Origin of the sequence: Methanocrinis sp., assembly GCF_049974945.1 — an archaeon.
Lineage (GTDB): Archaea > Halobacteriota > Methanosarcinia > Methanotrichales > Methanotrichaceae > Methanocrinis.
The window spans coordinates 1-26,503 of record NZ_JBNGCU010000015.1 but is presented as its reverse complement, the minus strand read 5'-3'; the positions used below and the strand labels follow the sequence as shown (position 1 = coordinate 26,503).

Below are 26,503 nucleotides of genomic sequence, written 5' to 3'. Positions count from 1 at the left end.
GCCCTGCAGCCACCTCATTTAAATAAGAGCCGATCGGAAATAGAACTTAAGGAGGTGAAAGTCCCATGTGTACCGTTGGAGGCGGACCGGATATCGGCGACGTCGAATCACTGGCGTCGAAAGGCTACATATGCCAGGACTGCGGAAACAAGTTCAAGGGCATGGGGAGAAGGCCGCGATGTCCTTCCTGCCAATCCAGAAATGTTAAGCCCGCAGAGTGATGAGAAGATGAAGATCCCCCTGGAAGACGACGAGATCGCCTACCTCTGCGGCACGACCGGGACCCTGGCCCTGGCCAGGACCCTGGGCCACTTTTTTTATCTCGAGACCAGTACCGAGGAGATAGCCCTCTTCACCGATGATGACGACCTCCTGGTGGCATCGACCTTCGAGGTCGGTGACCGGGCGAGAAAGGGCCTGTGGTGCACCCTCTATACGATAAGAGAGATGAACTCCCCCCTGATCGTCCTTCCCCGGGGCCATCCCGCCTCGCCGCGGCTGAAGACGGTGGTATCGGTGGGGGAGAGGACCAGGATAAGGTGCGATATCCAGGCCGGGACCCATCCCGAACAGGACGTCCTCTGCGGGACGTCCGAGTTCGAGGGGGTCGAGGTAATCTCGATTCTCGGTGGGGCAGAGGTTAAGAACTTCGGCGGCCAAGTACTGATGGAGAAGCTGTTATGAGGTGATCGAGGATCATGTCTGAGGAGATCAGGGAGGGGAGCATAGTCAGGTACGGTGGGACCGGGACCGTGGGGATCGTGAAGGTCCTCAAGACCGAGGACGGCGAAGAGTGGGCGCTTCTCGATTCGACGGGGCTCTACTATCACCTGAGCACCCTGCAGCCGATCGAGAAGATGCCAGAGAGGAGGGAGATCGGAGCCCGGACCCTGGAGGAGCTGGAGGAGAGGATGAAGGCGGAAGAGGAGAGGATGAGATCGGTGAAGATGGAAGATGAGAGCGTCGAAAGTGGCGGATAGGATAGGGGTCGTGGTCCACGGCCCCGAGGTCGTCGATTCGGGATCTGCCGAGAGGGCCCTGGGCCTTCTCGAGAGGATGGGGCCGGTCACCGCCGTCCTCGGAGGCACGATGGGCAGGGTCGCGGTCATCGACGCCGCCCTGGAAGACCGGATCGATATATCGAGGAGGGAGATGCCCAGCCGGTCGGTCCGGAGGCTCGATCCCTCCGTCGAGATGGTGATCCTCCTGAACTTCGCCAAGACGAGGGAGACGGGGCTCGCCTTCGGTGCGATGGTGGCGGCGAGGGCAGAGCCAAAAAAGCCCCTCCTCCTCGCGGACTATGGCGGAGGGTTCGTCTCGGCCCTGGCGGGGGATGCGGGCCGCCAAGACGAATGGATCGCCCGGCTCCTGGGGCTGGAGCTGGTGGCCGCCCCCCGGCTTTCGCCGAGGACAGAATCCTCAGGAGGGATCGTCAGAAGGAAGATCCTGGGAGCCATCCCCGGTGAGAACATATCCATCAACGGGACCGTGGTCGCAAGAGCCCGCGAGGTGGCCGTGGAGATCACAGCAGTCGACGGCAGGATAACGCAGATCGATGGCGCTCAGGTCAAGGCCCACGGCCTGGAGAAGCTCCCTTTCGTCGATCTCGAGTCTGCGATCCTGAGGACCGGTGAGATCAGAAGGACCGAGAACCTCCCCAGGACGATCCGCACTCAAGGCCGCGACGCGGCCCTGATAGACCACGCCGCAGAAGAGACCTTCGAGAACGCGAAAGGAGCGAGGCTTGCCGTAACCGTGGGCGACGATACCACCGCCGTCGCCGGAGAGATCCTGGCGAGGCTTGGAACGCCCCTGATCGGTATAGTAGACGGCGATCCCGACCACCTCTGCTCCAGGACGGCGACGCCCGAGGGGAGCGTCGTCATCGAGGTCCGGCCGGGCACCGATGACGTCGTCGGCGGGCGGGTGAGGGAGGAGATCTTCTGCGGGAGAGACCGGATCTCGATGGACGGCCTCTCGATCGAAGATGTGGTCGAGATGATAAAGAAGATCGCCGGGGACGACTTCAGGGCCGAGGGCCGGTTTTGAACCGTCGGTCCTTCAGACAGACCTCTTCACCATCATGGCGGCGGGATGGAAGGTCTTGGGCTGGCTTCCCACGTGGCCCTTTATCGCCGCTTCCAGCTCCTTCATGATATCCTGAGCCGACCTCTCCCGGTTATTTTTTATGAGGGCGATCAGGTTCTCTGTTCCGAACCGCTCGTTATCCTCGTTCTCGACCTCGATGAGGCCGTCGTTGTAGATGACGAGGACGTCGCCCGGATCTATCATCCAACCCTCCATCTCCAGGTCGATGTGGTCTAGGGCACCCATGGATATCGCGCCTCCGATCAGGGTGTCCACAAAGCCGTCGGAGCTGACGATGAAGGGCGGGGCATGGCCGGCGTTGGCGTAATTCATGGAGTGGCTGGAGAGGTCCAGCATCCCGCAAAAGCAGGATACCATCATCCCGCTTCTCACGTCGTCGCTCACGTGAAAGTTCGTCTCCCTGAGCGCCTTCGCCGGATCGCCGAACCTCCGGGAGGCCGCCCTGATCATGCTTCTGGTGAGGGCGGCCACCATGGCGGCGGATACGCCCTTGCCCGAGACCTCGGCCATCACCACCACCGACTTCGACCCCTCCATCTCGAAGAAGTCGTAGAACTGAACGTCCTCACAACCCGGGACGAGAGAGAGGGTCGCCACCTCATAGCCCTCGATCTGGGGGGACCTCTCCGGCAGGAGGAATCGCCTGACCTCTCCATAGACCTCTTTCTCCTTCTCAGCCCTTCCCGTCTCGAAGGATCTCTTCTCGACGTGGGAGATCCGATCTTCGAGATCGACGGCCATCCTCTCGAAGGCCTCGCCAAGATCGCTCATATCTCTCGAGCCGTACCCCTCGATCTTCGGTTCGGGGTCTCCTCTGCCGATCCCCTCCAGGGCCCTCTCGACGGCTTTGACCATGGACGAAACGCCTCTCCTCCCCGCCCTAAATCCGGCCAATCCCGCCAGGATGGCTGATATGGCGGCCGCCGCCAGAGCGAGAGGCCAGATCGACGGCGGCTCGGCCTCCTCCCCGCCGTCCTGAGAGCCGGGGGCAGCCGCCTTCGGGCCGCGATCTTTCAGGGCTTCGCCGGTCTCCAGGGCCAGAACCTCGGTCTGGCCCGATATCCGGCGGAAGAGCTGATCGTACTGAGAGGCCTTGGCTGCGGCCAGCTCCTGATCTGAGGAGACCAGCCCCAGGCTCCAGCCGACGGTGGGAAGGGGCGCATAGGAGATCCTGACCATGCCCTTGCTGAGACGGAGAATGATGGTGCCGCTCTCGCCTTGGACCATCGCCTCGGCCAGATCGGCCAGCTCCCGGTTCTTTGAATCGAGGAGGCTCCCCGGCATCAGGATCTCCTCCCAGAGGAAGGATTCGGGCGCATCCGGCCTCATCACCACAGCCCCCTGACCGTCTAAGAGGAAGGGGTAGCCGGAAGATAAATTGGCGAGGTCGGAGTCGATCTCGGCCAGAGATATGTCCATCCCCACAACCCCGGTCAGGTTCCCCTCGACCAATATCGGAGTCGCGCAGGTGATGGCCAGGCTCCCGCTCGCCTGGGAGAGGTAGGGCCTGGTCCAGATCGTCTCCCTGGACCGCGCGGCCTCCAGGTACCAGGGCCGTTCCCGGTAGTCGAAGGGAGCGATCAGGCGGAGGGTCTCGGTGACGTCGGGCCAGAGGATCAGAACGCCGTCGGAGGTTCCAATATATCCGAGCTCGCTGACCTCCTCTTCCTGGACCGTAATCCTCAGGACCCTGGAGGGGCCGGAGATGGAGAGAAGGGTCTCCTCCACCCCGGCGGAGACGTTCTCCCCTCCATCTGGCGCGATCCAGACCCCGGCGGCTATAAGCTCCGTCGGACCTTTCGAGGTCGCATTTCCGTCTTCATCGGGAGCGGCATCCCCATTCCCCCCCATATCGAGGATGGAGATTGCGCCGATGGGTTCTATCGACGCCAACAGAATCAGCACCAGAAGCCCTAAGCTCTGCCAGTTGATCTTCGAAATCTTGGCCATTTTTCTTGGGTATTCAGACGGGTCGGATCCAGCAGGGACCGCACCCAAATTCGATCGTCGAGTTATTCCCGTGGCCCTATCTTCGGCCTTTTGCGAAGAAGGCCCCAAAGCAGGTTGTTCTTCAAAGGCTATAAACCTAATTTCATCGGTTGCCGCTCCTCGCTCTACACCGAATACCAGGACCTATAAGAGATCTTCTGAAGATTCGATACCATGCCCTGGTGAAGGCATTCAGCCCTCAGCTCGGAAACTACTTATTAGTACGGGCTCTGAATGGATCTTGTGGACGGTTCATACGAGTTTCTGGCGGATCTGAGGCGGCTTTTTGGGGTCTATCGCCGGTTCGAGCAGGGCCTCTACCTGCTCAACGCCGGCATAATCGCGAGTCTACTCTACATCGCCGCCCTTTTCCTGGGGATTCCCGCCTTCTTTCGGTTTTACTGGCAGGACTCGGCCTTCGCCGCCGCACCGGCCATCTTCTCCCTGATCCTGGGCCTCCTGAGCGGAAAGATCCTCGACCGGAGGTCGAAGTCCGACCTCTTCGTCCATCTGGACGAGAGCCTCTCGGAGAAGACGAAGGCCGCCTACGACAACCGCGACTCAGACTCGGTGGTGATGCAGAGCCTGGCCAGAGACGTCAAGAGAAGACTCTCGAAAGTAAGGGTATCTGACCTGGTCAACAACCGGCGGCTCTTCTTCGGCGATAGAAGCGTTCCTATCTTCCAGGCCAAGGCGGGAACCTTGGTCCTCCTCCTCGCCTTTGCCGCGATCTTCAGCCAGAGCCAGGCCGGAGAGGAGATACCGCCCCAGCCCTTCAAGCCCCTCACCGATCTCCGGGATCGGGCAGCAGAGCTCTTCGCCGAAGAAGAGCTGCCGGAGGAGGGCGCCTCGGGACCGGGGATCTCGGGCGAGATCTACGGAAAGCCGTCGCTCGCCGTCCTGGAGGAGGTGAACCTGGAGCTGGTCTTATATCCGGGGTCGGCAGCGGGTTTCAGGTCCAGTGAGACGGACCCCATGGACCGGCTCTTCACCAGATCTGAGCCTGGGGTGGGGGTGGCGGTGCCGACCGACCTCTACATAGAGAGCCTGCCGCCCCAGCACCGGGAGATCATCAAAAGGTATTTCGAGAACCTGGCAGCGATCTCTTGAGAGACGGAATGAAAAATGGAAGATAAAAGAGAGCTTTAGATCTCACCGAGGACCGAGAGATGAGAGACGATCTGATCAACATTTATAAGGACGCGCCGGCCATCTTCGAGACGATAAAGGGCGAGATCGGCAAAGTGGTGGTGGGCCAGAAGTCGGTGGTGGAGCAGATTCTGGTGGGGGTCCTGGCCGGGGGCCACACCCTCCTCGAGAGCAACCCGGGTCTGGGAAAGACCCTCCTGGTCAAGACGATAGCCAGCACCACAGGCCTCGACTTCAGCAGAATTCAGTGCACCCCGGACCTGATGCCCGCGGACATCACCGGCACCACCCTGATCGAGGAGGTGGAGGGGAGCAAGAAATTCAGGTTCGAGGAGGGACCGATCTTCGCCAACATCGTTCTGGCCGACGAGATCAACAGGGCCTCCCCCAGAACCCAGAGCGCGATGCTGGAGGCGATGCAGGAGAAGCAGGTCACCGTGGGAAAGAACACCTACAAGCTCGAGGAGCCCTTCTTCGTCCTCGCGACCCAAAACCCCATCGAGATGGAGGGGACGTTCCCCCTGCCCGAGGCCCAGCTCGACCGGTTCCTTCTGAAGGTATTCATCGACTACCCGAGCTCCGATGAGGAGTACGAGATCATGGAGAGGTACACGGGCCACGCCGAGCCACAGGTCGAGAGAGTGATCACGAGAAGGGAGCTTCTGTCCCTCCAGCAGCTGACCAGGGACGTTCCCATCTCCGACGACCTCAAAAGGGCGGCGATAAAGGCCGTCATCTCCACTCGGAAGTGGGAGGGTGTCGAGTACGGCGTGAGCCCTCGAGCCTCCATCGGCCTGATCCTCACCTCCAAGGCCCGAGCCCTCCTCGCCGGCAGAGACTACGTCGATAGAGACGACCTGGAGGTGATGGCTTATCCCATCCTCAGGCACAGGATCATCCTCACCTTCGACTCTGAGAGGAGGGGCGTCACCACCGACCAGGTGATATCAGACATTCTGAAGTCGATCTGAGGCCCACCGATGGATACGGAGTTTCTCGCAGAGCTGGACCGCTTCACCCTCCTGGTGAGAAAGAGGGTATCTACCGCCTATAGTGGGGCCCGGAGGTCGGTGAAGGTGGGCCGGGGGATAAGCCCCGTCGGCTACCGGGAGTATCGGAAGGGGGACGACTTCAAGTTCGTCGACTGGAAGGTCTACGCAAGGACGGAGAAGCTCTACGTCCGGGAGCACGAGGAGGAGAGGAGCCTCGCCGTCCACCTCCTCCTGGACGCCAGCTCCAGCATGGCCTATGGCGATAAGTTCGCCTTCGCCTCCAAGGTCTCGGTGGGTTTCGCCTATATGGCGATAAAGGAGAACGAGAAGTTCTCCATCTCCAAGTTCGGGGAGATGCTGGAGCCGGGCGAGACGAGAGGAGGGAGGAGGAACCTCTTCTGGGCGATGGAGGACCTGGACCGGACCGCCCCCTCGGGGGGGACCGACTTCCGGAGGACGGCGGAGCAGTTCGACCTCACCATCAGGTCGACGAGCCTGGTGGTGGTGGTCTCCGACCTTCTCGACGACGTAGAGAGCATCATCAACGCGATCTACAAGCTATCCAGCCACGATCTGATTTTGATCCAGGTACTGGACCCGGCCGAGGCGGAAATGGACTTCGAGGGGGACCTGCGGTTCATCGATATGGAGTCGAAGGAGTCGGTGATGACCAGGGTGACGCCGAAGGTGAGAGAGGAGTACAAAGCCAAGATGAAAGAGCACGATGCGAGGATCAGGGAGACCTGCGACGCCGTGGGGGCCGACCTCTTCACCTACACTACAGATACGCCCATCTTCGAGGTCTTCAGCGACGTCAACAGCCGGGCTCAGGTCTGGAGGGCCTGATGGAGATGAGGCTCGGATACGGCGCGGGCTCCGTTCGTCTTGAAGTCGAGGGGGACGAGAGGTTCGAGGTGGTTCTCCCGAACGAGCTCGCCGGAGCAGAGGAGGAGACGGCAGAGATCGAGAGGGCCCTGGACGACTCCATCGGCCCCGGCCTCGAAGACTTCGCCGGCCCCAGAAGGGCCGCCATCATGGCCAGCGACATAACCCGGCCCGCCCCCACCTCCAAGATGCTGCCGCCCCTGGTGAGAAGGCTGGAAGAGATGGGGGTATCCGAGGTCCTGGTCGTCTTCGGCCTGGGGACCCACCGGAGGATGACCGTCGAGGAGGAAGACCGGCTCCTGGGCAGCTCCGCCGGCCTTCCCCACCTCCAGCACGACAAAGATCGGTGCGTCCGCATCGGGGAGACGAGCCGAAGAACGCCGGTCGAGATCCTGGCGGACGTGGCATCCTGCGACCTCAAGATCGGGACCGGAAACATCGAGTACCACTACTACGCCGGCTACAGCGGCGGGGCCAAGGCGCTCCTGCCCGGCGTCAGCTCCGAGAGGTCCGTGAACAAGAACCACGCCATGATGACCGACCCCCGGGCGAGGTCCGGAAGCCTGGACAACCCCGTCCGGCTGGACATGGAGGAGGCGGCAGAGATCGCGGGACTCGACTTCATCCTAAACGTGGTCTTGAACAGCAAGAAAGAGATCGTCCGGGCCGTGGCAGGCGACTTCGTGAAAGCCCACCGGGCCGGGGCAAAAGTGGTGGACGAGATGTACCGCAAAGCCGTCAGCCCCGCCGAGATAGTCGTCGCCTGCGCAGGGGGCAGGCCCAAGGACATCAACCTCTTCCAGGCCCAGAAGGCGATGGAGAACGCCAAGGAGGCGGTCCTCCCCGGCGGCTCCCTCATCCTCCTGGCCGAGTGCGCCGAAGGCTTGGGCCATCCAGTCTTCGAGCGGTGGGCCGGAGAAGCAAAATGCGCCGAGGACTGCGTGGAGCGGTTCGGAAGAGAGTACGAGTTCGGGGGGCACAAGGCGGCCCTGATCGCGAGGGAGTCCCTGCAAAAAGACCTCATCCTGGTCTCCTCCCTGAGGCCGGAGCTTGCGGAGATGGTCTTCTTCAGGCACGCGAAAACTCTCGAAGAGGCCCTGGCCATGGCCCGAGAGAGGCAGGGGCGGGGCGCGAGGACGATCGTCATGCCCTACGGGAATTTGACCCTGGCGACGAGGGGATAACTTTTTTCTAAGATGATGGTTGCCGCTCAAGCCGCCCTTCCAGCTCCCGGAGCTGGACCTCCAGCTTCTTCTGGCCCATGGCGTTGGTGAGGTCGCCCCGGGTCCTCTCCAGAAGGGAGCGGGCCATATCCCCCTTCCGCCGCAGCCCCTTGGTGATGGCGTCGGGATAGTCGAAGAGCATCAGAAGGTGATATATCTCCTCCATCGCCGCGAGGTGGACCTCCCCGTCCTCGGGCCTTCCCTGCCTGATCAGATCCAAGACGTGCCTTCTCAGCTCGCCGACGGCATCGCCCAAGCCCCCGAGGTAGCCCGTCATCTCGACCCCCACCTCCTCGGGGTTGGGTGTAGTGTGCTCGGTGATGATGGAGTAGACGATCCTCGCCTCGGCGTACTCCTGCTCTGCGCCGTCGACGAAGCCCGCGTAGCGGACGTCGGGGTGGTCGGCCAGAAGGTCGCCGATCCGGGCCAGGACCTCCCCGGCCTCTTCGGTCAACTCCTTTGCCCGGTCGAACTCGGATCGGTGGACGGACCGGATGGCGGCCCCAGACCTCCTGACCACCACCCGGGTCAGGGCGAGCGCCTCCTCCCTCGCCTGGTCTTTCGCCTCGAAGTAGCGGGAGATCTCTTCGGAGAGGTCGTCGAGGGATGAGGTCATGGTCCCTCCAGATGGTCCATAAAGGTCTTCAGGTTTCTCATGGACTGGACCCCCTGGACCAGGGTCCGGGCCTCGGTAACAAACCGGCCCTCGTATCCGTTCAGGGCTTTGGCCACCCTCGACCAGTTGACGTTCCCGCTCTTGACCGGGAGGTGCTCGTCTCTGGCCCCCTTGTTGTCGTGGATGTGGACGTGGACCATCTTGTCTTTGAGGGCCAGGAACGATTCGACGTTCCCGTTGGTGTTGGCGTGGCCGACGTCGAAGACGAACCCCAGGTTCTCCCGGCAGACGTTCTCCAGCATCCCCAGGATCTCCTCAGGGGTCCTCCCCAGCATCGACTCTATGTTCAGCATGTTCTCGACGGCGATGGTCATGCTGTGATCGGCGGCATGATCGCAGATCTGCGACAGGCCCAGGATGTTCTGCTCCCAGGCCCGGTCGGGCATCTGTTTTCCCAGAGGCGAGAGGTAGCCGGGATGGACGACGGCAAGTCTGGCGAACTCTGAGGCCAGGCTGATGCAGTCCTTCATCTGCCGGAGGGTCTCCTCCCAGATGGGCTGGTTCATGCTGGCGAGGTTGAGGTCGGAGTAGGGTAGGTGGATGGTGATGACGAGGCTGGTCGTCTCGACGATCTCCCGGGCGAGAGGCAGAGTCTCCGCCGTCAGCCTCTGCCTTCCTTCGTTGACGATCTCCCAGCCGGAATAGCCGAGCTCCTCCAGCTGATAGGCCCAGTCGAAGGGCCGATCAACAAGGGCGCTGGACGAAAAGCTAAACATAATCAATGTCCTCCAGGTCGATCTCCTTCGTCGGCCTTCCATCGAGCGTTTCAGGAGCGAGCACGTCTATCAGCGTCTCAGGCCCTCTTATCTGGACGTGGATCGAGCCCAGAGGCTCCTCCTCGGGAGGAAAGCTTATCTTCGAGACGGTGGCCGCCTGCTTGTTCAGCCTGAACTGGAAGGCGTCGCCGACCTTTCCCTGGAGCATCACTGATCTCGCTGTATCCAGGATCCTCTGCTCTCTCAGAAGGCGGCGAAATGTGGAGAGGGATTCTCTGCCGCCCCGCCCCTCGATCCGGCCTTCGCCCACAGAGAGCTCGGTCTCGGGAAATAGGTTCATTAGTGCTCTCGCCACCTTCTCGGGGCTTTCGGTGGGCCTGACGGCCGCGCTCAAGGACAGCTCGATCATCTTCTCTCTTGGATTTTCTTCCTGGTATTTTAGGCTTCGGAGTCCCTGACCGGAGGGTCGAGATGCCGACGAACTGAAGACGACGGGCTGAAGATGGGGTCTCAGACGCTGCTCGTCCTAAACCGCAGGATCGCGGCGATCCCGCCGAAGGCCCGATAGAGCTGGGCCCCCTCCTCGAAGTCGGTGGATATTATCTTGACGTCGCTTCCGCTATCGGCCGCCATCTGTGAGAGGTCGGATATTATGTCCGCCTCGTCGGTGATCTCCAGTTGAGATCCACATTTCGGACAGTTCTCCGGCGGCGGGCTATTCGAGGTCCTGGTGGTCTCCTCCGAATAGTCGCAGCCGGCGTTGGTGCATCTGATCGTCGCCCTGGTCTTCCGCAGGTCCTCGGAGAGGACGAGGGTGTCGACCGCACCCATGACCAGGTTCTGCCGAACCTCCTTCTCGCCGTAGGAGGCGAGCCCTTTGTCGCTCACCAGTTCCTTCATGAACCTCCTCATGATGAGCTTCTCCTGGGTGAGCTCGAGGTCCAAGAGCCGTTCCTGAGCCGCCTCCACCAGCTCGTAGAGCCCCGACTCGTCGGTGTAGGAGACGTCGAGGGAGTCCAGGATCTTCTGCTGAAGCTCGTGGTGGAGGAACTCGCCATCGACGAACTCCTCCTTCGTCGGGGACGGCCCTCCGATCAGTATCCCCTCCAGGTCGTTTCGATCGATCGAAAGGAAGGCGTCGGATGCGCTGTCTCCGATCCTCTTGTAGAAGTCGTGGATCGCGATCAGCCTCAGCTGCTGGAACCTCCGGCTGCTCTGACCACCCTTCCTCTGTTTTCCGGGGACCGAGGAGGTGAGGTGCTTCAGCGACTCGACCTGCTTTCCCTTGAGGGTCCCGATGGTGGCCTCCCTCCTGTCCAGGACGACCAGGCCGAAGGTCTTCTTGTCGGCCAGCATATCCTCTAAGGGGGTGAGGAGGAAGGTGGAGTCGCAGTGGTAGCGGTAGGTGACGATCGGCTCTGGCGGCTCCAGGACCTTGCTGTACATGTCGGTCTTGTTCCCGCCGACGTCGACCGCCCCCACGAATATGGCCACCCCGTTGGGCGGGGGCCGAGGGATCAGGCGGAGCCTTGCCATCACCGACTCGAGAGCGCTCTGGACGTTGGTGCGGGTGAGCTTGGACTTAATGTTGGACGCCTGACCGTGCTCGTCCCGCAGCTGGGCGGTGACATCCGAGATCTGCTTGTCGGGAGGGATGTAGAGCGAGATCAGCTCCGTACCCCTTCCGCTCTTGCTCCTCAGGTCTTCGAGCAGACGTTTGAATTCGTACTTCTCTTGGGCGGTAAATTCCATCTGATATCTCCTCAAAAGGGACCGTGATCGTGAGGCGTGATCGACGGGGAGGCATGATCGACGTGCGGGCGGTCCCGACTGGACGGCCGTCTCAGAGGCAAGAGGGAGACGGGCCTTATGTAGGTTTCGCCATAAAGGGCGCCAAATAGAAGCCGACAACCTCAAATCGCCCGATATCCAAGCCTCTTCTATCTCCTCAGGACAAGCCCTTTTAACTCCGGAAGATCTCCAGTCGAACATGAAGAAGATCGCTGTGATCGGCGGAACTGGAGTCGAGATCGAAGGAGAAGCCGTTCCCATCGATACGCCCTATGGAAGAGTGGTGCCCAGGGTCGCGAAATTGGGCGGTGAAGAGGTCCTATTCATCCCTCGCCACGGCGAAGGCCACCTCCCGCCCCATCGGGTGAACTACAGAGCCCTCCTCATGGCCGCCAAATATTGGGGCGCTCTCCGGGTCATATCCACCAACACCGTCGGGACCATGTCCTGGCACCCCGTGGGAAGCTTCGTCATACCCACCGACTTCGTGGAGTTCACCAAGTCCAGGCCATCGACCTTCTTCGAGGAGGAGGCGGTTCACGTCGATCTGACGACCCCCTACTGCCCCCAGGTCGGACGCGCCCTGGCCGGGGGAGCAGAGGCCACGGGAGCCGAGGTCGCCGAAGGCATATACGTCTGCACAGAGGGGCCGCACCTGGAGAGCCCCGCTCAGATCAGGATGCTCAGAAGGTTCGGCGACGTCATCGGGATGACGGGCTACCCGGAGGTGGTCCTCGCCCGGGAGCTGGAGATCTGTTATGCCTCGATATGCATCGTCACAAACCCCGCCGCCGGAATGAGAAGAGACGCCATGTCCGCGGCGGAGATCACAGGCGAGATGGCAAGATCCGCCCGTCTCTTGAGAGGGGCCATAGAGGGCGCGATCTCGATGATGCCCGAGGAGACGAGCTGCTCCTGCGGCTCGGCACTTGCCGGGGCAGGGCTATGACCCTCCTCTAGAGATCGGCCCTGTCCTTCTTGCAAGACCAATACCAGAAAATCAGGAACACGGCCGCCGTCAAGCCGCTCCGGATGGAGGACGGATCAGGATAGCCGGGCCGGGAAAGGGGTTCCCAACCCCAGGTCACGGATACGGGGCGCGAGTCTGAAGTTGAGCTCCCCTCTAAAGCACCGTCACGGTGATGCTCGCCTGATCGCTGGCCCCGGAACCGCCGGTCACCGTCAGGATGATGGTGTAACGCCCTTTGCTCATCTCCGAAGGCGACTTCGAGAAGGACCTCTCCGTGGAGAGGGTCCCGTCCAGAGACGACGACCAGCGATAAGAATAGGGTTTCTTCCCGCCTTCGACATTGCTATCGAAGCTCACGGCTTTGTCGCCGGATAAGACCGAGCCTGCGACGGGAGAGGTTATAGCCACGGCCAGCTCATCGACAGAGCCGTCCGATGGGCTGGCCTTTCCATCCTCTCCCATCTCCGAGCAGCCTGCTATGATGCAGGCTGCAAGGCAGATCAATAGCGAGATCCCCTTTCTTTCCATGATCCCTCCAGCGGATAATTCACGAGCTGAGGAGCTGGTCTGCGATCTTCTTCGCGGCCTGGACCGCAGGAGAGTCGTCGGGCAGGTCGAAGACGGTCTTCCCCTCATAGGCGATCTCGGTGAAGTTGGGGTCTTCGGGGATCGCGCCCAGGTACTTGAACCCCAGGCTCTCTGCGGCATCTTTGACCTTCCCCAGCATCTCGGGCCTCGTCTTGTTGGCGACGACGTAGTAGTTTCCGATCAAAGCCCCCACCTCTGAGGCCACATCCTTGATCCGCCGGAGGGTATCGAGGCTGACCTTGCTCGCGTCGGTTACTATTATGGCGTCGTGGATCTTCCCTGAGGTCTTCCTCGCGATATGCTCCACCCCGGCCTCGCAGTCCATGAGGAGGTAGCTGTAGATCTCCCCCTCGACGGTCTTCTCGAAGACCGCCTGGAGAAGGTCGTTGACCGCACAGAAGCAGCCAACGCCCTCGCCCCGGCCCATGATCAGCATGTCGTAGCCGTCCTGCTCGCCCTCCATCAGGAGGGTCTCGAAGAGGTTCTGGAATATGTCGATCCCGGTGAGCTCGGGGCTCTGCTCACGCTGACGCTTGTACTTCTGGAGCATATCGGAGAGGGTCGGTGTCCCCTCCGCCCCCAGGAGACAGGCAAGACACTCGTTCGCGTCGGCGTCGACCACCAAAAGCCCCTCCTCGCCCCGCCTGATCAGCTCGCGCAGGATCAGGGCGGTGAGGGTGGTCTTGCCGGTGCCGCCTTTTCCGAAGAATCCCAGGATCTTCATGAGGCAACGGGCCCCGCCAAAATCTCGGTCTTTCTGATCTCCACCCTTCTAAGAGGATAGATCTCTTTAGCGTCCTTATATATCTCGAGGGAGAGCTTGCCGAGGACGACCTCCTGGATGAACTGGTTGAGGTCGAGGGTGCCCGCTTTCTCCTGAATTATGCCCGAGGCGATCTCTCTGATCGTCTTGACCTGGGTGGTCCTCGCCCTCTTCACGGTGAAACAGCTCGGCTTCACCCTGACCTTGTAGCCGTCGCTGGTGGTGACGTCGATGATGGTATCGATCCGAGAGGTCCTCCTCTTGACCAGGGACCTCACGTAATCGCTGGTCAGCTCGTGGCCCACGAACCTGGTGTAAGCGGAGTCGCCTGCCACCTGGTCCACCTTGAACTTGAGCTTGGTGTTCTGCTTGGAGAAGTTGTTCGTAAGCTCCCCCAGGGTGGTCTCGATGATCCTTCCCATCAGCTTGTTAGGGTCGCTGGCCAGGGTCTCCCCGACGGGGGATTTCCCGAACATATCAGGGCCCACAACCTTGTACCACTGCTTAGTCTTGACCTTCCTGCTGTCAGACTTTCTCTGTGACCTTCTAGCCAATAAACATCCTCCAGTAAGGGTAATTGCTTCAGATTACTTCAGAGTAGACCCCGGCTTACTGTATATAAAGAGATCGCCCCTCCCCTCAAAATTGAGGGGAGGCGGGCAGGATCAGCAGTCGAAGGGCCAGACGTAGATGTAGACGTAGTTGCTCCAGTCGTTGCACTGGTAACAGAGCAGGTGCCAGCCGGGGGTGCTGCTCTTGAACCAGGTCGGATACCAGCCCCCCTTCTTGTAGCCGAAGCTCTTCACCTCGGGCGTGCAGTAGTATCCGGATTTACAGGGGGGCCACTCGAAGGACCAGTACATCCCGGGCCGCGTGATCTTGGACCAGAGAGGAAGCCACTCGCCCTTCTGGACGCTGGCCACCGTCGTCAGCCTGTTCGGCCAGGTCTGGACGTAGTACTCGTTGTACTTAGAAAAGGCCTTGGGAGTATAGACCAGCCCGAAGTCGGATACCGTCTCGGTGCCTGCGCTGTAGCCGGGCGGCGAGATGGTGCCCCTGCTCGAGTAGCTGTAGTCTGCCGACCCGGTGGCGTAAACGCCGCGGCCGGGGGTCCCGCTGGCCGGGGAGCAGCTGGGCGCCGAAGAGGTCGTCCAGCCGTCGTAGCTGTTATCGCCGTAATCGGGCGCCGGCAGCCGCAGATCCGTGGGCATCAGCCCCTCAGAGACCGGGTCTGGCGGCGTGGGCGATGCCGTGCCCAAGCTCGTCGAGAGGCTGCCGCCGCTCAAAGACGAAGACGATGGCCTGGTCTGAGGTGCCTCTATCTTCGAGTAACTCTTCGTCCCGCTCGCCGCATACGATCCGGATGTACCTCCAGTATAGGATCCATCGGGCCAGACGTAGATGTAGACGTAGTTGCTGGACTTGTCGCAGTGGAAGCAGATTACGTGCCATCCGGGCTCATCGCCTCTGAACCAGCCCTTGAGGTAGTCGGGCCAGGTCCAGAAGTACCAGTTGACCGAAGGCGTCAGGCTGTTTGGGTACCACTCGTAGACGAAGAAGTTCCCGGTGTAGGCGACCTTCGCCCAGAGGGGAAGATATCCAGCTCTGCTGCAGCCCGCCACCGTGGTCACGCCGTCGGGGGTCTCGACGTAGAGCTTGTTCTGAGACTCCACCGAGCCGGGCCAGTACCAGGAGCCTGAGCCGGTTCCCGAAGCCCCCTCCATCCCCGCCATGACGGTATCAGGAGGCGTCGCAGAAACGAAGCTCAGCCGATCGTCAGGCGAGAGGCTGTACATCTCAGGCGTCCCGAAGTCCAGCTCCTTCGGCGAGTAGCCCTCCTCGTAAGGCCCCTTGAGGCTCGGCGCCTCGCCGTAGTACGACCTCATGGGATCGGTGGAGGCGATCCCCCCCGATTGTTCAGCTGTCCCTACCGCGCCGAAGGCCGTCGGCGCCAGCGCCAGAAGCGCGACCGTAATATAAAGCAGGCATTTCATACTACCCCCTCCAACTCCCTTCGTTTAAGATCAATCCATCTAACTAACGTACTTATCTATTTAATATTTTTCGACTCGATCGAATGACGGTGCGGTCCCGAAATTATTTCGCGTCCAAGAAAAGTTTAATCTACAAGTAGTCCCAAAAGAGTACGAGAAGAGAAGTACGCCAGATCCTACCTTCTGGCCGCCTTTTATGCAGGTCTTGCCATATGATACCTAGATTCGAAGAGGAGATCGGTCCCATCAAGAAGGCCATAGTCGACTACTGGGAGGGGCATAGATCGAACCTGGCCTTAATATCCGACCCCTTCTACGGCGGGTCAGAACTGATGGATCGGGTCGAGGGCATGACCGGGGAGGAGGGGATCAGGATCGACGCCCGCTCGCTGATCCGAAATTTAGAGGTTTTGGAGGAGGCCACCAGGAGGATCGTGATCGTCGAGGAGGCTCATCGCCTCTACCGCCGGAAGATCGGCGGCTTTGAGACTATGAACCGCTTTTTGAATCTGCTGGCCACCTCGGACCGGCTCTTCATCACCTCCTGGAACAGCTATTCCTGGGGGTACCTCGAGCAGGTCCTGAAGATCGGCCGATATTTCCCTCAAAAGATCAGGCTATCCAAAATGAGCGCAGACGAGATTCGGGAGATGCTCTTATCCGGCTACAAAGAGGACGAGCTGACCTTTGTCGAGGAAGAGATCGCTAACGAAGAGGTGTTGAAGGTCTTGAACCGAGGAGCCTACCAGAAGACCCTCCTGGGCCATAGCCTGGAGATCCCTTATCCTGTTATCGACGTGCGATCGATCAGGTCCCGTCTAGAGAGGAACGAGAAGAAGTCACCAGAGGAGATCTTCTTCGATAGGCTCGCTCAGATCTCCGACGGAAACCCCGGCGTCGTCGAACGTCTCTGGAAGGACGCCTTGGACTATCCTGAGGTCAGAAACATCCTGAAAGACCCTCCATCCATCGATCTCGACCGAGACGAGTCCTTCGCCCTGAGCATCATCCTCTCCAAAGGCTCGGTCGAGATAGACGAGCTGGGCGAAGTCCTGGAGCCTCTGGGCCTCTCCGCGCGGAATATCGCGCGCCTCTTGGAAGAGAGGAGGCTCGTCGAAATCGATGGAGAGGTCGCGTCGATGAGGGCCGAGGCCCTCAAGAGCGCCGTTGAGCACCTCCGAAGGCTGAGGCTGGTCTGGTAGCATGGCTGAGAACGTGACAGAGGCCTACTCCAACCTATCGACGTCGTCCTCTTCCGGGGGGGCTTCCGGAGTTTCGACCAACATCCCATCGAACATCCCGGATCTGGGGATCGACTCGTTCACCGTGATGAACGTCCTTCTGGTGCTGGTCCTGGCCTACGTAGCCACCAGAACCACCGTTTTTCTCCTGACCTGGTTTTCAGAGAGGGCCTACGAACATCGAATCACCATCAAGATGATGAACCCCCTCACGAAGTTCGCCATCTACGGCTTTGCCGTATACCACATCCTGGGGTCCATCATCCAGCTCTCCACCGCCCAGCTCGTCGCCTTCTCAGGCCTGGCGGGCGCGGCCATAGGATTCGGCATGAAGGATCTGGTGGCCGAGGTGGTGGGCGGGATCGTCATCGTCCTGGACAAGCCCTACCAAGTGGGCGACAAGGTGAAGATCGAGGACCATTACGGCGAGGTGAAGGACATCGGCCTGCGGGCGACGAGGCTGGTCTCTCCCGACGACAGCCTGATCACCGTCTCCAACCAGAAGCTTCTCAACCAGATCCTGGCCAACGCCAACGCCGGGAACCAGGAGATGATGGTGGTGATCGACCTCTTCATCGACTCGGCCTCGGATGCCGCGAGAGCTATGGCGATCCTGAGAGAGGCCACAGTTACGTCCCGGTACGTCTACATCTCCGACAAAAGACAGGTCACCATCCTCCTGAGGGACTTTCCCTTCTATCGAAGGGTGAGGTCCAAGGCCTACGTCTACGATCTGAGGGATGAGTTTCCCTTCGAGTCGGACGTGACCAACCTGGCCTGGGAGGCCTTCGAGGCCGAGGGAATCGAGCCGCCGAAGGCGGGGGTTGTGGACCTCGGAGACGAATCCGCGGCAAAAGGGGGATACAGCTCAAAGCCCTACAAGTAGTCTTGCGCGAGAAAAATCTTTCTTCGTCCTGATTTCGATCCGACTTGAAAAATACTTAAGTATGAACGATGCGAAATAATAATCTCCAGGAGATGATATTGGATGGATAAATACGTCTGTGATGTTTGCGGGTACATCTACGATCCGGAAAAGGGAGATCCAGACGCCGGAGTCGCTCCCGGGACCGCCTTTGAAGACCTTCCCGACGACTGGATCTGTCCGGAGTGCGGTGCTCCCAAGGACGACTTCTCAAAGGTCGAGTGAGGGGGGAGGTCGATGGGAGTATATAGAGAGATCAGGCCTGGGGTCTTTTCCGTCGGGGTCATCGACTGGGACCGGCGGCTCTTCGACGAGCTGATACCGCTCCCGGACGGGACGAGCTACAACGCCTATGTCGTTCAGGGAAGCGAGAGAACTGCCCTCATCGACACCGCAGACCCGCCCTTTGCCCAGGCCCTGCTGGATAACCTGGAGACGCTGGGCCTCGACCGGCTCGACTACGTGGTGACAAACCACGCCGAGCAGGACCACTCGGGATCGATCCCCGCCATCCTCGAACGCTTTCCTGCGGCCAAAGTCGTCTGCACCCCCCGGTGCAGAGAGCTTCTGGAAGAGCACCTCGAAATCCCGGCCGAGAAGTTCGAGACCGTGAAAGACAGAGAGTTCCTCTCTCTCGGCGAGAAGACTCTGGAGTTCTTCTACACCCCCTGGGTCCACTGGCCGGAGACTATGTCCACCTACCTTCGGGAGGAGGAGATCCTCTTTCCCTGTGACTTCTTCGGCTTTCATTACGCTACGAGCGACCTCTTCGCCGACCAACGGACGATCTACGAGCCGGCCAAGAGGTACTACGCCGAGATCATGATGCCCTTCCGGAAGATCATACAAAAGAACCTGGAGATCGTGGATTCGCTTTCCATCAAGATGATAGCCCCAAGCCACGGCCCCCTCCACTCCGAACCCTCCTTCATCATCGAGGCTTATCGGGACTGGTCTTCCGACGACGTCAAAAACGAGGTGGTGGTCCCCTTCGTCTCGATGCACGGGAGCACAGAGCTGATGGTCGACCACCTGGTCAATGCCTTGATCGCGAGGGGGATCGGGGTGAAGAGGTTCGACATCGCCGCCTCGGACGTGGGGAAGATGGCGGAGGCCCTGGTCGACGCCGCGACCCTAGTCCTGGGGGCCTGCACCATCCTGGGGGGGCCGCACCCCAACGCCGCTCACGTCGCCTTCCTGGCCAATGCGCTCCGGCCCAAGACCAGGTTCGCCTCGATCATAGGCTCCTACGGCTGGGGCGGCAAAACGGTGAAGGTGATCCAGGATACGATCCCCCTTCTGAAGGTGGAGATGATCGAGCCGGTCCTGGCCAAAGGGCTTCCGACCGAGGAGGACTATCTGGCCCTCGACCGGCTGGCGGACGAGATCTTGAAGAAGCACAAAGAGCTTGGGATCGCTTAAGGCAAAGGGAGATCAGAGGGAGAGGAGGTTGAGAAGATGAGGGATATTGAGGTGATCTGACGATGGACGAAGGATGCTATAAGGGGAAGGTGGCCCTCTTCGCCTTCAACGGTGATCCCATCTGCTTTGCCCATGTACTGATAAACGCCCTCGACCTGAGGGAGAAGAACTACCACGTCAAGCTGATCATCGAGGGGTCAGCGACAAAGCTCGTGGCAGAGCTCGCCGACCCCGAGAAGCCCTTTGCGGGCCTCTACGAGAGGGTGAAGGAGGCCTGTCTGATCGACTGCGTCTGCAGGGCCTGCTCCGCCAAGATGGGCAGCCTCAAGAGCGCCGAGGATCAGGGGCTTCCCATCTGCGACGAGCTTATGGGCCATCCCAGCATCGCCAGGTACCTGGAGATGGGGTATACGGTGCTGACCTTCTGATCCAAGAGGGCGCGAAGATTCATGGTGAAGGTCTTGATCTACGGGGCAGGGGCGATAGGCTCTTTCTTGGGCTACCTCCTCTCCGAAGGGGAGTTGGAGGGCGAGGTGGAAGGGGGGATCTCCCCCGTCGTGGAGAACGTGGCCCTGCTGGGAAGGCCCGGCCACATCCAGAGGATAAGGGAGAGGGGGCTTGAGGTCTTCTCCCTGGCCGAAGGCGAGAGCCCTCTCTTTATCCGGTTCAGGCATTGCTTTGTCGACCTCGACGAGCTCGCGGAGTCGGACTTCGCCCCCGACTTGGTGATGGTTTGCGTCAAGACCCATTCACTGACCGGGGTTTTGAGGGAGATAAGGCGGTCCGGCCTCCTGGAGGGGAAGCTGAAAGATGCCGAGTTCGTCCTATTTATGAACGGCATGGGCAACCGGGAGAGGTTCGACCTCCCCCAAGACCGCGTCTTCGAGGGCATAATCTCCGTCGGCGTTGTATTCTCCGAGGATGGAAAAATCGAGCTGAAGGGGAGGGGAAGAGCCGTCTTTGAATCCGCCGTCGGCGAGGATGCGAAAAGGCTCATCAAAGCCCGTCTGGAAGAGAAGGGCTTTACTGCCGAGTTCGCCGAGGACTTCAAGAGCCAGCAGTGGAAGAAGCTCTTCGCCAACGCAGTAATAAACCCGATCACCGCCCTGACCCGGGAGAAGAACGGGATCGTCCTCTCGTCACATCTCGCTCCGGTCGTAGAGAGGATCGTCAGAGAGTGCGTGGCCGTCGCCGGAAAGGAGGGGCATCGGTTCGACGAGCTGGAGGTCATCGAGTTCGTCCACACCGTCGCCTCGATGACAGCCGCCAACACCTCCAGCATGCTTCAGGACGTCCTACGGGGAAGGCGGTCGGAGATCGACTCGATAAACGGGTATGTTCTGGACCGGGCGGCAGAGCAGGGCATCGCAGCTCCAGCGAACGAGACGCTTTACGCGCTGGTGAAGGCGATTGAGGAGGGTGGGGCGAGAGACAACGATGCGATCAAAAAACGGCAAAGAGCCTAGAGCTCGGCCTTTCGCGCGCGAGCGGGCCTGGTGGCGGTGCCGGCGTTCTTCTGCCTGGAGATCGCCCTCTTCTTCATCGAGAGGGTGACGCCGGGGGTTCTCGCAGACCACATCAATCGTGCTGCTGTGTGCCTAAGGGAAGGGATTCACTCTTCCACCTCACCTCCGAGCGTCGATCTCCACGGGCCCTCCTGATATCTCCTCGAGCTCTCTCTTCAGATCGGCCAGCTCTGTCGAGAGCCTCTCCTCCAGGGCGGTGAGGCTCTTTCTTCTCTCCTCGACTCCCGCCTCCAGGGCCTGGATCTTCTGGCGGACCTGATCGCGCCTCTCCCGCAGCCGCGCGGCCTCCCGGCCGCCTTTGGAGAGGCTCCGCTCCAGCTCCTCTATCTCTCGGTCGAGCGCCCGGTGGCGGGCCTTCAGAACCTCCAGAGGCCTGTCCTCCAGCAGGTGGTCGATCTGCTCGGTTATCCGATCCCTCTTCTTCTCCCGCAGGCCCAAAAGGTCCACCTTCGACTTCAGCTCCAGGAGCGCTCCCGAGACGTCGCCCTCGAGAGCCCGAGCCGGGGAGCCGGAGAGCTGCTCGAAGACCTCCCGGTGCTGGAGGTCGATTCTGTCGCTATCGTCCTGCTTTACGACCCTGGATATGGCCTTGGTCAGGGGGGATACCAGGTCCGCCATGCTCATCTCGATCTGATCGCGCTCCCGGAGTTTCTGCTCCAGAGACTTCTTCTCCTCGAAGGTCTTCCTCCCCACCTCGCTCCGGTTCCAGGACTCGATCTCCTTCTTATGTCCCCTCTCCTGATCTCTCAGCACGACCAGGAGATCCTCGTCTCCGGAGATCTCGGCCTTAAGGGACTCCACCTGGTCCCTTCTCTCTCGGACCTTGGAGGCGAGGGCCCCCGCCGCGACGAACTTCTCCAGGCTCGCCTCCCGCTCGCTGACCGCCTCGCCGAGGTCTCTGAGGTGGCGGCTCGCCGCCCCGAGATCGGAGTTGATCATCTCCACCTCCCTTGGAAAGAGGGCGGCGGTGTACTTCTGGGCCCGCCCGAACTTCTGGACGGTGTTCTGGAGGTGCTTCAGCATCGCCGAGTGGTACTCCTCCGCCGATCTCAGGTCCGCCCTCGGTGGTGGGGCCAGCCTCTCGGAGAGGACCCTCATCTGCCGTGCCACCTTCTCCCTGGCGGCTGATCCCGCCTTGAGGAGCCTCGGCGGTACGTCCTCTCTCGGCTCTGCCTTCTCCAGGGTCAACAGGTCCCTTTCGAGGTCCTTTGTCACCCTATCTATCATGCCGTAGAGAGACCTGACCCTCTCCTCAAATTCGGGCTCCTGGGACCTCTCCCCAAGCCACTCCCCGACGTGAGAGAGGGCCAGGGTCGAGGGGGCGTCCTCGTCTTCCCTCCTCTCGTCAGCTCTCTCCTTTGTGAAGATCTTCTTCAACCACTTCAAGGCCCATCTCACCTCTCTCGACATCAAAACGGGATGGGGGATTATAAATCATCCGACCTTCCCGCTCCCAAAAGTCTTAAAGAGGGGTGACCCAATCCCTGCCTCCATGAAGTTCGATCCAGCCCGCATTCGGGAGGCTGCCGGCGAGGACTTCGATCGCGCCTGGCAGCAGGGTAAGGAGTACGTAGAGGTGCCGCCCCTCAACCGACGCTACCCCAGGCGCGTCTGTCCTTACGGCAGGCCTCATCCCATCTTCGATGTGATCGGAAGGCTCCGGGAGGCCTACCTCCGCCTCGGCTTCGACGAGGCGATGAACCCTTTGATCGTGGAGGACCAGGAGGTCAAAAAGCAGTTTGGAAGCGAGGCTCTGGCGGTTCTGGATCGATGTTTCTACCTCGCTGGCCTCCCTCGGCCCGACATCGGGATCTCCGACGAGCGGGTCGGCGAGATGAAGAAGCTATTGGATCGGGACCTCTCGGCCGAGGACGTCGACGCCGTCCGAAAGATCCTTCACAGCTACAAGAAAGGGACTGTGGAGGGAGACGATCTCGTCCATGACATATCGGAGTCCCTGGGCGCGTCTGACGCCCTGGTCTCAACCCTCATCGAGGAGGTCTTCCCCGAGTTCAAGCAGCTCACCCCCGTTGCCACTACCAAGACCCTCCGAAGCCACATGACCTCCGGCTGGTTCATCACCCTCGGAAGCCTCGCCGAGAGGGCAAACCTTCCGGTCAAGCTATTCTCCGTCGACCGCTGCTTCCGGCGGGAGCAGTCGGAGGATGCGGCGAGGCTGATGACCTACCATTCGGCGAGCTGCGTCATCATGGACGAGGACCTCTCGGTCGAGGACGGCAAAATGGTCGCCGACGGCCTTCTCAGCCAGTTCGGGTTTGAGAAGTTCAAGTTCTTCCCCGACGACAAGAGGAGCAAGTACTACGTCCCCGACACCCAGATCGAGGTCTACGCCCATCATCCGGGCCTGGTGGGGTCCTCCACCAAGTACAACACGGGCTGGGTCGAGGTGGCCACCTTCGGGATATACTCTCCGACCGCCCTCTCCAAGTACGATGTCCCCTACCCGGTGATGAACCTGGGCCTGGGGGTGGAGAGGCTGGCCATGATCCTCTACGACGCCACTGACCTGCGGGCCCTCACCTATCCCCAGTTCCAGGACGATCCCGACCTATCGGCGAGGGATATGGCGATGATGATAAAGGTCGAGAAAGTGCCCGAAACCCAGGCCGGGATCGAGATCGCGCAGGCCATAGTCAAGACCTGCGAGGAACACGGGGACGCCGCGAGCCCATGCGAGTTTGAGGCCTGGAGAGGCGAGCTCTCTGGCCACAAAGTCGCGGTCAAGGTGGTGGAGCCCGAGGAGAATACCAAGCTCTGCGGCCCTGCGGCCAAAAACGAGGTGATCGTCTACAAGGAGAACATCCTGGGCATCCCCAAGACGGGCAAGTGGGAGGAGGCCTTCGAGAACGGGGTCACCACCGGGATGAGGTTCATCGACTCCTTCGCGGAGCTGGCGGCCCGGGAGGCGGAGGAGGCGGCCCTGAGGGGAGAGGGGTCAGAGACGAGGGCGCGGATCGTGCGAAGCCCCGGAGATGTGAACCTGAAGATCGAGCCTGCCCTGGAGAGGTACATCACCGGCAGGAAGAGGAAGATCGACGTCCGGGGGCCGGTCTTCACCACGGTCAGAAGCGAGGTCGTCGATTAGGGTGGGGGATATTCATGGTGAGAACGCCGGATTCTAACGTCGAGGAGAAGCGGGCCGCGGGGGAGGCCGCGGCGGAGATGGTCAGAGACGGGATGGTTTTGGGGCTTGGGACCGGGTCGACCGTCGCCTGGACCATTAAGAGGATCGGGGAGATGGTGGAGGAGGGGATGGAGGTTCTGGGGGTTCCCACCTCCTACCAGGCCCAGGAGCTGGCCATAGCCTCGGGGATTCCCCTAACCAGCCTGGACCAGGACCCGGTCCTGGACCTGGCCATCGATGGGGCGGACCAGATCGCAAAGGATCTCACCACCATCAAGGGGGGCGGAGCGGCCCACGCGAGGGAGAAGGTGGTAGCCTCCTCCGCCACCTGGTTTGTGATCGTGGCCGATTCCAGCAAATACGTCGATATTCTCACCCACCCGGTCCCGGTGGAGGTTCTCCCCTTCGCCGCCAGGCTCGCGAGCCGGAGGATCGAGGAGCTGGGGGCTTCACCCAAAATTCGGCAGGCGAAGATGAAGGACGGGCCGGTGATCACCGACAACGGAAACTTCGTCATCGACGCCGACTTCAGGACCATCGAGGACCCCGGCCTCCTTTCAACCCAGCTCTCGGAGATCCCCGGAGTCGTCGAGCACGGGATCTTCGAGAACGTCGACCAGCTGATCGTGGTCATCGACGGCGAGGTCAGGACCTTCAGTCGGGAGTGAAACCCTTGAGGACGAGGACGATCTGGTGGGATTCCGAGAACAGGGCCATCGGGATGATCGACCAGACCCTCCTCCCCGAGAGGCTGGAGGCGATCGAGATCGAGACAGTCGAGGGGCTCTGCGAGGCGATCCTCGCCCTGCGGGTCCGGGGGGCTCCGGCCCTGGGAGCGGCCGGGGCCTACGGCGTGGCCCTGGCGGCGGCCCGATCGGCGGCGACTGACCCGGCCGCCCTCCTCCAGGAAGTCCAGAGGGCGGCCGAGATCATCAGGGCGGCGAGGCCCACCGCCGTCAACCTCTCCTGGGGCGTCGACCGGGTTTTGAGGGCCCTGGACAAAATAAGAGAATCCGCTACTTCCGACGCCGACGAGATCCGGGCCGCGGCCCTGGCGGAGGCGGAATCGATCGCCGAGGAGGATCTGGCCATCAACCGGGCCCTCGGCAACATTGGCGCGTCCCTCCTCGAAGACGGGGACGTGGTCCTCACCCACTGCAACGCCGGGAGGCTCGCCTGCGTCGGCTGGGGGACGGCCCTGGGCGTCATTCGGTCGGCGGTGGCCGAAGGAAAGCAAATCAGCGTCTACTCCTGCGAGACGAGGCCGCTATTCCAGGGGTCGAGGCTGACGGCCTGGGAGCTGTCTGAAGACAACATACCCGTCACCCTCATCTGCGACAACATGGCCGGGATGGCCATGCGCCAGGGCAAAATCGACAAGGTGATCGTCGGCGCCGACCGGATCACCAAGGACGCCGTCTTCAACAAGATCGGGACCTACTCCATCGCCGTCCTGGCGAAGGCTCACGGAATCCCCTTTTACGTCGCCGCCCCCATCTCCACCTTCGACCTCGAAAGGTCCGAGAAGGACGTCGAGATCGAGGAGAGGGACGCAGACGAGATCAGGCGTTTAGGAAACAAACAGCTCGCCCCGGCTGAGGTCAAAGTCTACAATCCGGCCTTCGATGTCACGCCCCTCGACCTGGTGACCGCGATCATCACTGAGCGGGGGATATTCAGGCCGCCGGAGATGCCGGAGTTGGGATGAAGAGCGAGTTTTTTTAAATATTTTACCATCGACGATGGTGCCGTCTCTTCTTCGTGAGGCGAGTGCCTCTACTTCAGTTTCACGGCCCTGACGGGGATTCACCCGGTGGGGCTCTGCAAGTACGCGGTGATGATATAGGGCGTCCTCTGGTATCTCTTCCACGCGCTCTTCGTGGTCGTGATGGCGAAAAAGATCACAAGGTGAGGTTTTTCATTAGATCCACCGTCGTTTGGTGTTTGGTATTAAAAAGAAAAATCAAAGAACTGAGATCGTGACACAACACTAAGCTCTTAGAAACCCGGACTTAGCTTCTTGTCCGAGTTAATTTTAAACCTGAAGCGATCTTATCATAAAGGAGACAAGTAGTGGAGGGATAACCTATTGAATAAAACGAAAATTTTTATTAGCTGGTCGGGTGAACGCGGATACGGCGTGGCAAAGGCGCTACACTGGTGGCTACCTCATGTAATCCCTGCCATAGATCCACTAATATCGGAACATGATATTGAGAAAGGCGTCCTCTGGAGATCAAAATTGGCTGATCTATTGAAGGAAACCAAATTTGGACTGATTTGTCTAACTCCTGAAAACCAAAAAGAACCGTGGATTTTATTCGAATCCGGTGCACTGTCCAAGGAGGACTTCGATTATCCTGCAATTGGCGTTCTGTGAAGGACTTTACCTCAACATT

The 26,503-nt window shown here is 60.7% G+C and carries 28 protein-coding genes; 18 read left to right on the top strand and 10 right to left on the bottom strand.

What is annotated here, in order from left to right; all coding sequences use genetic code 11:
• Positions 1–228 precede the first annotated feature (228 nt).
• Genes ACP5EL_RS02810 through ACP5EL_RS02800 form a run of 3 tightly spaced genes read left to right on the top strand, consistent with a single transcriptional unit; the run spans position 229 to position 2,049 of the window.
• On the top strand, positions 229–684 hold the full coding sequence (locus ACP5EL_RS02810; RefSeq protein ID WP_428400925.1) for a hypothetical protein: 456 nt from the start codon (positions 229–231) through the stop codon (positions 682–684).
• Between the two features lie 14 nt (positions 685–698).
• Positions 699–980, top strand: coding sequence for a DUF2098 domain-containing protein (locus tag ACP5EL_RS02805; RefSeq protein ID WP_428400924.1), 282 nt, complete (start codon positions 699–701; stop codon positions 978–980).
• Entirely contained in the window at positions 955–2,049 is a 1,095-nt protein-coding gene (locus tag ACP5EL_RS02800) for a DUF2117 domain-containing protein (protein WP_428400923.1), read from the top strand. Before ACP5EL_RS02805 ends, ACP5EL_RS02800 begins: the two co-directional genes overlap by 26 nt.
• A gap of 12 nt (positions 2,050–2,061) precedes the next feature.
• Here the strand turns inward: ACP5EL_RS02800 and ACP5EL_RS02795 are convergent, their stop codons facing one another.
• Positions 2,062–4,002 (bottom strand): SpoIIE family protein phosphatase, encoded by a 1,941-nt coding sequence (locus ACP5EL_RS02795; protein ID WP_428400922.1) that lies wholly within the window; start codon positions 4,000–4,002, stop codon positions 2,062–2,064.
• Between the two features lie 339 nt (positions 4,003–4,341).
• Here ACP5EL_RS02795 and ACP5EL_RS02790 point away from each other — a divergent pair, with 339 nt between their 5' ends.
• From ACP5EL_RS02790 to larA, 4 genes are read left to right on the top strand one after another with little or no spacing between them, the layout of a single operon-like run.
• Positions 4,342–5,208, top strand: a complete 867-nt coding sequence (locus tag ACP5EL_RS02790) for a hypothetical protein (protein WP_428400921.1) — start codon at positions 4,342–4,344, stop codon at positions 5,206–5,208.
• Positions 5,209–5,267: 59 nt separating this feature from the next.
• Positions 5,268–6,218 carry an AAA family ATPase gene (locus ACP5EL_RS02785; RefSeq protein ID WP_428400920.1) on the top strand — a complete coding sequence of 317 codons (951 nt, stop codon included), beginning with the start codon at positions 5,268–5,270 and terminating at the stop codon, positions 6,216–6,218.
• Between the two features lie 9 nt (positions 6,219–6,227).
• Complete coding sequence (locus ACP5EL_RS02780) at positions 6,228–7,085, top strand: DUF58 domain-containing protein (protein ID WP_428400919.1); 858 nt, start codon at positions 6,228–6,230, stop codon at positions 7,083–7,085.
• A complete protein-coding gene (larA, locus tag ACP5EL_RS02775) occupies positions 7,085–8,308 on the top strand; it encodes a nickel-dependent lactate racemase (protein WP_428400918.1) in 1,224 nt (407 codons plus the stop codon). The genes ACP5EL_RS02780 and larA overlap by 1 nt, the downstream gene beginning before the upstream one ends.
• 7 nt (positions 8,309–8,315) lie before the next feature.
• Here larA and ACP5EL_RS02770 read toward each other — a convergent pair whose 3' ends face one another.
• The 4 genes from ACP5EL_RS02770 to prf1 all read right to left on the bottom strand — a co-directional run bounded on the left by ACP5EL_RS02770 (position 8,316) and on the right by prf1 (position 11,491).
• On the bottom strand, positions 8,316–8,963 hold the full coding sequence (locus ACP5EL_RS02770) for a translin family protein (protein WP_428400917.1): 648 nt from the start codon (positions 8,961–8,963) through the stop codon (positions 8,316–8,318).
• Positions 8,960–9,739 (bottom strand): sugar phosphate isomerase/epimerase family protein, encoded by a 780-nt coding sequence (locus tag ACP5EL_RS02765; protein ID WP_428400916.1) that lies wholly within the window; start codon positions 9,737–9,739, stop codon positions 8,960–8,962. The genes ACP5EL_RS02770 and ACP5EL_RS02765 overlap by 4 nt, the downstream gene beginning before the upstream one ends.
• A complete protein-coding gene (locus ACP5EL_RS02760) occupies positions 9,732–10,148 on the bottom strand; it encodes an RNA-binding domain-containing protein (protein ID WP_428400915.1) in 417 nt (138 codons plus the stop codon). The genes ACP5EL_RS02765 and ACP5EL_RS02760 overlap by 8 nt, the downstream gene beginning before the upstream one ends.
• 101 nt (positions 10,149–10,249) lie before the next feature.
• Positions 10,250–11,491, bottom strand: a complete 1,242-nt coding sequence (gene prf1 / locus ACP5EL_RS02755) for a peptide chain release factor aRF-1 (RefSeq protein ID WP_428400914.1) — start codon at positions 11,489–11,491, stop codon at positions 10,250–10,252.
• 238 nt (positions 11,492–11,729) lie between these two features.
• Between prf1 and ACP5EL_RS02750 the strand changes: the two genes are divergently transcribed.
• On the top strand, positions 11,730–12,479 hold the full coding sequence (locus ACP5EL_RS02750) for an MTAP family purine nucleoside phosphorylase (RefSeq protein ID WP_428400913.1): 750 nt from the start codon (positions 11,730–11,732) through the stop codon (positions 12,477–12,479).
• Between the two features lie 174 nt (positions 12,480–12,653).
• Here the strand turns inward: ACP5EL_RS02750 and ACP5EL_RS02745 are convergent, their stop codons facing one another.
• The 4 genes from ACP5EL_RS02745 to ACP5EL_RS02730 all read right to left on the bottom strand — a co-directional run bounded on the left by ACP5EL_RS02745 (position 12,654) and on the right by ACP5EL_RS02730 (position 15,845).
• Positions 12,654–13,028: a PKD domain-containing protein gene (locus tag ACP5EL_RS02745; RefSeq protein WP_428400912.1), complete on the bottom strand. Its 375-nt coding sequence runs from the start codon at positions 13,026–13,028 to the stop codon at positions 12,654–12,656.
• A gap of 19 nt (positions 13,029–13,047) precedes the next feature.
• Complete coding sequence (locus tag ACP5EL_RS02740) at positions 13,048–13,812, bottom strand: P-loop NTPase (protein ID WP_428400911.1); 765 nt, start codon at positions 13,810–13,812, stop codon at positions 13,048–13,050.
• A complete protein-coding gene (locus tag ACP5EL_RS02735; RefSeq protein WP_428400910.1) occupies positions 13,809–14,405 on the bottom strand; it encodes a 30S ribosomal protein S3ae in 597 nt (198 codons plus the stop codon). Before ACP5EL_RS02735 ends, ACP5EL_RS02740 begins: the two co-directional genes overlap by 4 nt.
• 111 nt (positions 14,406–14,516) lie before the next feature.
• Positions 14,517–15,845 (bottom strand): hypothetical protein, encoded by a 1,329-nt coding sequence (locus ACP5EL_RS02730; protein WP_428400909.1) that lies wholly within the window; start codon positions 15,843–15,845, stop codon positions 14,517–14,519.
• Positions 15,846–16,057: 212 nt separating this feature from the next.
• Here ACP5EL_RS02730 and ACP5EL_RS02725 point away from each other — a divergent pair, with 212 nt between their 5' ends.
• The 6 genes from ACP5EL_RS02725 to ACP5EL_RS02700 all read left to right on the top strand — a co-directional run bounded on the left by ACP5EL_RS02725 (position 16,058) and on the right by ACP5EL_RS02700 (position 20,899).
• On the top strand, positions 16,058–17,047 hold the full coding sequence (locus tag ACP5EL_RS02725) for a hypothetical protein (RefSeq protein ID WP_428400908.1): 990 nt from the start codon (positions 16,058–16,060) through the stop codon (positions 17,045–17,047).
• Position 17,048: 1 nt separating this feature from the next.
• Positions 17,049–17,972, top strand: coding sequence for a mechanosensitive ion channel family protein (locus ACP5EL_RS02720; protein ID WP_428400907.1), 924 nt, complete (start codon positions 17,049–17,051; stop codon positions 17,970–17,972).
• A 102-nt stretch (positions 17,973–18,074) separates the two neighbouring features.
• Positions 18,075–18,236, top strand: coding sequence for a rubredoxin (rd, locus tag ACP5EL_RS02715; RefSeq protein ID WP_428400906.1), 162 nt, complete (start codon positions 18,075–18,077; stop codon positions 18,234–18,236).
• Positions 18,237–18,248: 12 nt separating this feature from the next.
• Positions 18,249–19,433, top strand: a complete 1,185-nt coding sequence (locus ACP5EL_RS02710; protein WP_428400905.1) for an FprA family A-type flavoprotein — start codon at positions 18,249–18,251, stop codon at positions 19,431–19,433.
• 62 nt (positions 19,434–19,495) lie between these two features.
• Positions 19,496–19,861, top strand: coding sequence for a cytoplasmic protein (locus ACP5EL_RS02705; protein WP_428400904.1), 366 nt, complete (start codon positions 19,496–19,498; stop codon positions 19,859–19,861).
• A 21-nt stretch (positions 19,862–19,882) separates the two neighbouring features.
• Complete coding sequence (locus ACP5EL_RS02700) at positions 19,883–20,899, top strand: ketopantoate reductase family protein (protein ID WP_428400903.1); 1,017 nt, start codon at positions 19,883–19,885, stop codon at positions 20,897–20,899.
• A gap of 159 nt (positions 20,900–21,058) precedes the next feature.
• Here ACP5EL_RS02700 and ACP5EL_RS02695 read toward each other — a convergent pair whose 3' ends face one another.
• Positions 21,059–22,345, bottom strand: a complete 1,287-nt coding sequence (locus tag ACP5EL_RS02695) for a hypothetical protein (RefSeq protein WP_428400902.1) — start codon at positions 22,343–22,345, stop codon at positions 21,059–21,061.
• Positions 22,346–22,451: 106 nt separating this feature from the next.
• Here ACP5EL_RS02695 and sepS point away from each other — a divergent pair, with 106 nt between their 5' ends.
• The 4 genes from sepS (at position 22,452) to ACP5EL_RS02675 (ending at position 26,484) form a co-directional block, all read left to right on the top strand.
• Positions 22,452–24,065 (top strand): O-phosphoserine--tRNA ligase, encoded by a 1,614-nt coding sequence (gene sepS, locus ACP5EL_RS02690; RefSeq protein WP_428400901.1) that lies wholly within the window; start codon positions 22,452–22,454, stop codon positions 24,063–24,065.
• Positions 24,066–24,079: 14 nt separating this feature from the next.
• Positions 24,080–24,772, top strand: a complete 693-nt coding sequence (gene rpiA / locus ACP5EL_RS02685; protein WP_428400900.1) for a ribose-5-phosphate isomerase RpiA — start codon at positions 24,080–24,082, stop codon at positions 24,770–24,772.
• A 5-nt stretch (positions 24,773–24,777) separates the two neighbouring features.
• Positions 24,778–25,812 carry an S-methyl-5-thioribose-1-phosphate isomerase gene (locus ACP5EL_RS02680; protein ID WP_428400899.1) on the top strand — a complete coding sequence of 345 codons (1,035 nt, stop codon included), beginning with the start codon at positions 24,778–24,780 and terminating at the stop codon, positions 25,810–25,812.
• A 432-nt stretch (positions 25,813–26,244) separates the two neighbouring features.
• Complete coding sequence (locus tag ACP5EL_RS02675) at positions 26,245–26,484, top strand: hypothetical protein (RefSeq protein ID WP_428400898.1); 240 nt, start codon at positions 26,245–26,247, stop codon at positions 26,482–26,484.
• Positions 26,485–26,503: the final 19 nt, after the last annotated feature.

Bases quoted from the DNA above. Each gene is read 5' to 3' on its own strand.
- ACP5EL_RS02810 (WP_428400925.1), top strand. From the start codon at position 229: ATGAAGATCCCCCTGGAAGACGACGAGATCGCCTACCTCTGCGGCACG.
- ACP5EL_RS02805 (WP_428400924.1), top strand. From the start codon at position 699: ATGTCTGAGGAGATCAGGGAGGGGAGCATAGTCAGGTACGGTGGGACC.
- ACP5EL_RS02800 (WP_428400923.1), top strand. From the start codon at position 955: ATGAGAGCGTCGAAAGTGGCGGATAGGATAGGGGTCGTGGTCCACGGC.
- ACP5EL_RS02785 (WP_428400920.1), top strand. From the start codon at position 5,268: ATGAGAGACGATCTGATCAACATTTATAAGGACGCGCCGGCCATCTTC.
- ACP5EL_RS02780 (WP_428400919.1), top strand. From the start codon at position 6,228: ATGGATACGGAGTTTCTCGCAGAGCTGGACCGCTTCACCCTCCTGGTG.
- larA (WP_428400918.1), top strand. From the start codon at position 7,085: ATGGAGATGAGGCTCGGATACGGCGCGGGCTCCGTTCGTCTTGAAGTC.
- ACP5EL_RS02770 (WP_428400917.1), bottom strand. From the start codon at position 8,963: ATGACCTCATCCCTCGACGACCTCTCCGAAGAGATCTCCCGCTACTTC.
- ACP5EL_RS02765 (WP_428400916.1), bottom strand. From the start codon at position 9,739: ATGTTTAGCTTTTCGTCCAGCGCCCTTGTTGATCGGCCCTTCGACTGG.
- ACP5EL_RS02760 (WP_428400915.1), bottom strand. From the start codon at position 10,148: ATGATCGAGCTGTCCTTGAGCGCGGCCGTCAGGCCCACCGAAAGCCCC.
- prf1 (WP_428400914.1), bottom strand. From the start codon at position 11,491: ATGGAATTTACCGCCCAAGAGAAGTACGAATTCAAACGTCTGCTCGAA.
- ACP5EL_RS02750 (WP_428400913.1), top strand. From the start codon at position 11,730: ATGAAGAAGATCGCTGTGATCGGCGGAACTGGAGTCGAGATCGAAGGA.
- ACP5EL_RS02745 (WP_428400912.1), bottom strand. From the start codon at position 13,028: ATGGAAAGAAAGGGGATCTCGCTATTGATCTGCCTTGCAGCCTGCATC.
- ACP5EL_RS02740 (WP_428400911.1), bottom strand. From the start codon at position 13,812: ATGAAGATCCTGGGATTCTTCGGAAAAGGCGGCACCGGCAAGACCACC.
- ACP5EL_RS02730 (WP_428400909.1), bottom strand. From the start codon at position 15,845: ATGAAATGCCTGCTTTATATTACGGTCGCGCTTCTGGCGCTGGCGCCG.
- ACP5EL_RS02725 (WP_428400908.1), top strand. From the start codon at position 16,058: ATGATACCTAGATTCGAAGAGGAGATCGGTCCCATCAAGAAGGCCATA.
- ACP5EL_RS02720 (WP_428400907.1), top strand. From the start codon at position 17,049: ATGGCTGAGAACGTGACAGAGGCCTACTCCAACCTATCGACGTCGTCC.
- rd (WP_428400906.1), top strand. From the start codon at position 18,075: ATGGATAAATACGTCTGTGATGTTTGCGGGTACATCTACGATCCGGAA.
- ACP5EL_RS02710 (WP_428400905.1), top strand. From the start codon at position 18,249: ATGGGAGTATATAGAGAGATCAGGCCTGGGGTCTTTTCCGTCGGGGTC.
- ACP5EL_RS02705 (WP_428400904.1), top strand. From the start codon at position 19,496: ATGGACGAAGGATGCTATAAGGGGAAGGTGGCCCTCTTCGCCTTCAAC.
- ACP5EL_RS02700 (WP_428400903.1), top strand. From the start codon at position 19,883: ATGGTGAAGGTCTTGATCTACGGGGCAGGGGCGATAGGCTCTTTCTTG.
- sepS (WP_428400901.1), top strand. From the start codon at position 22,452: ATGAAGTTCGATCCAGCCCGCATTCGGGAGGCTGCCGGCGAGGACTTC.
- rpiA (WP_428400900.1), top strand. From the start codon at position 24,080: ATGGTGAGAACGCCGGATTCTAACGTCGAGGAGAAGCGGGCCGCGGGG.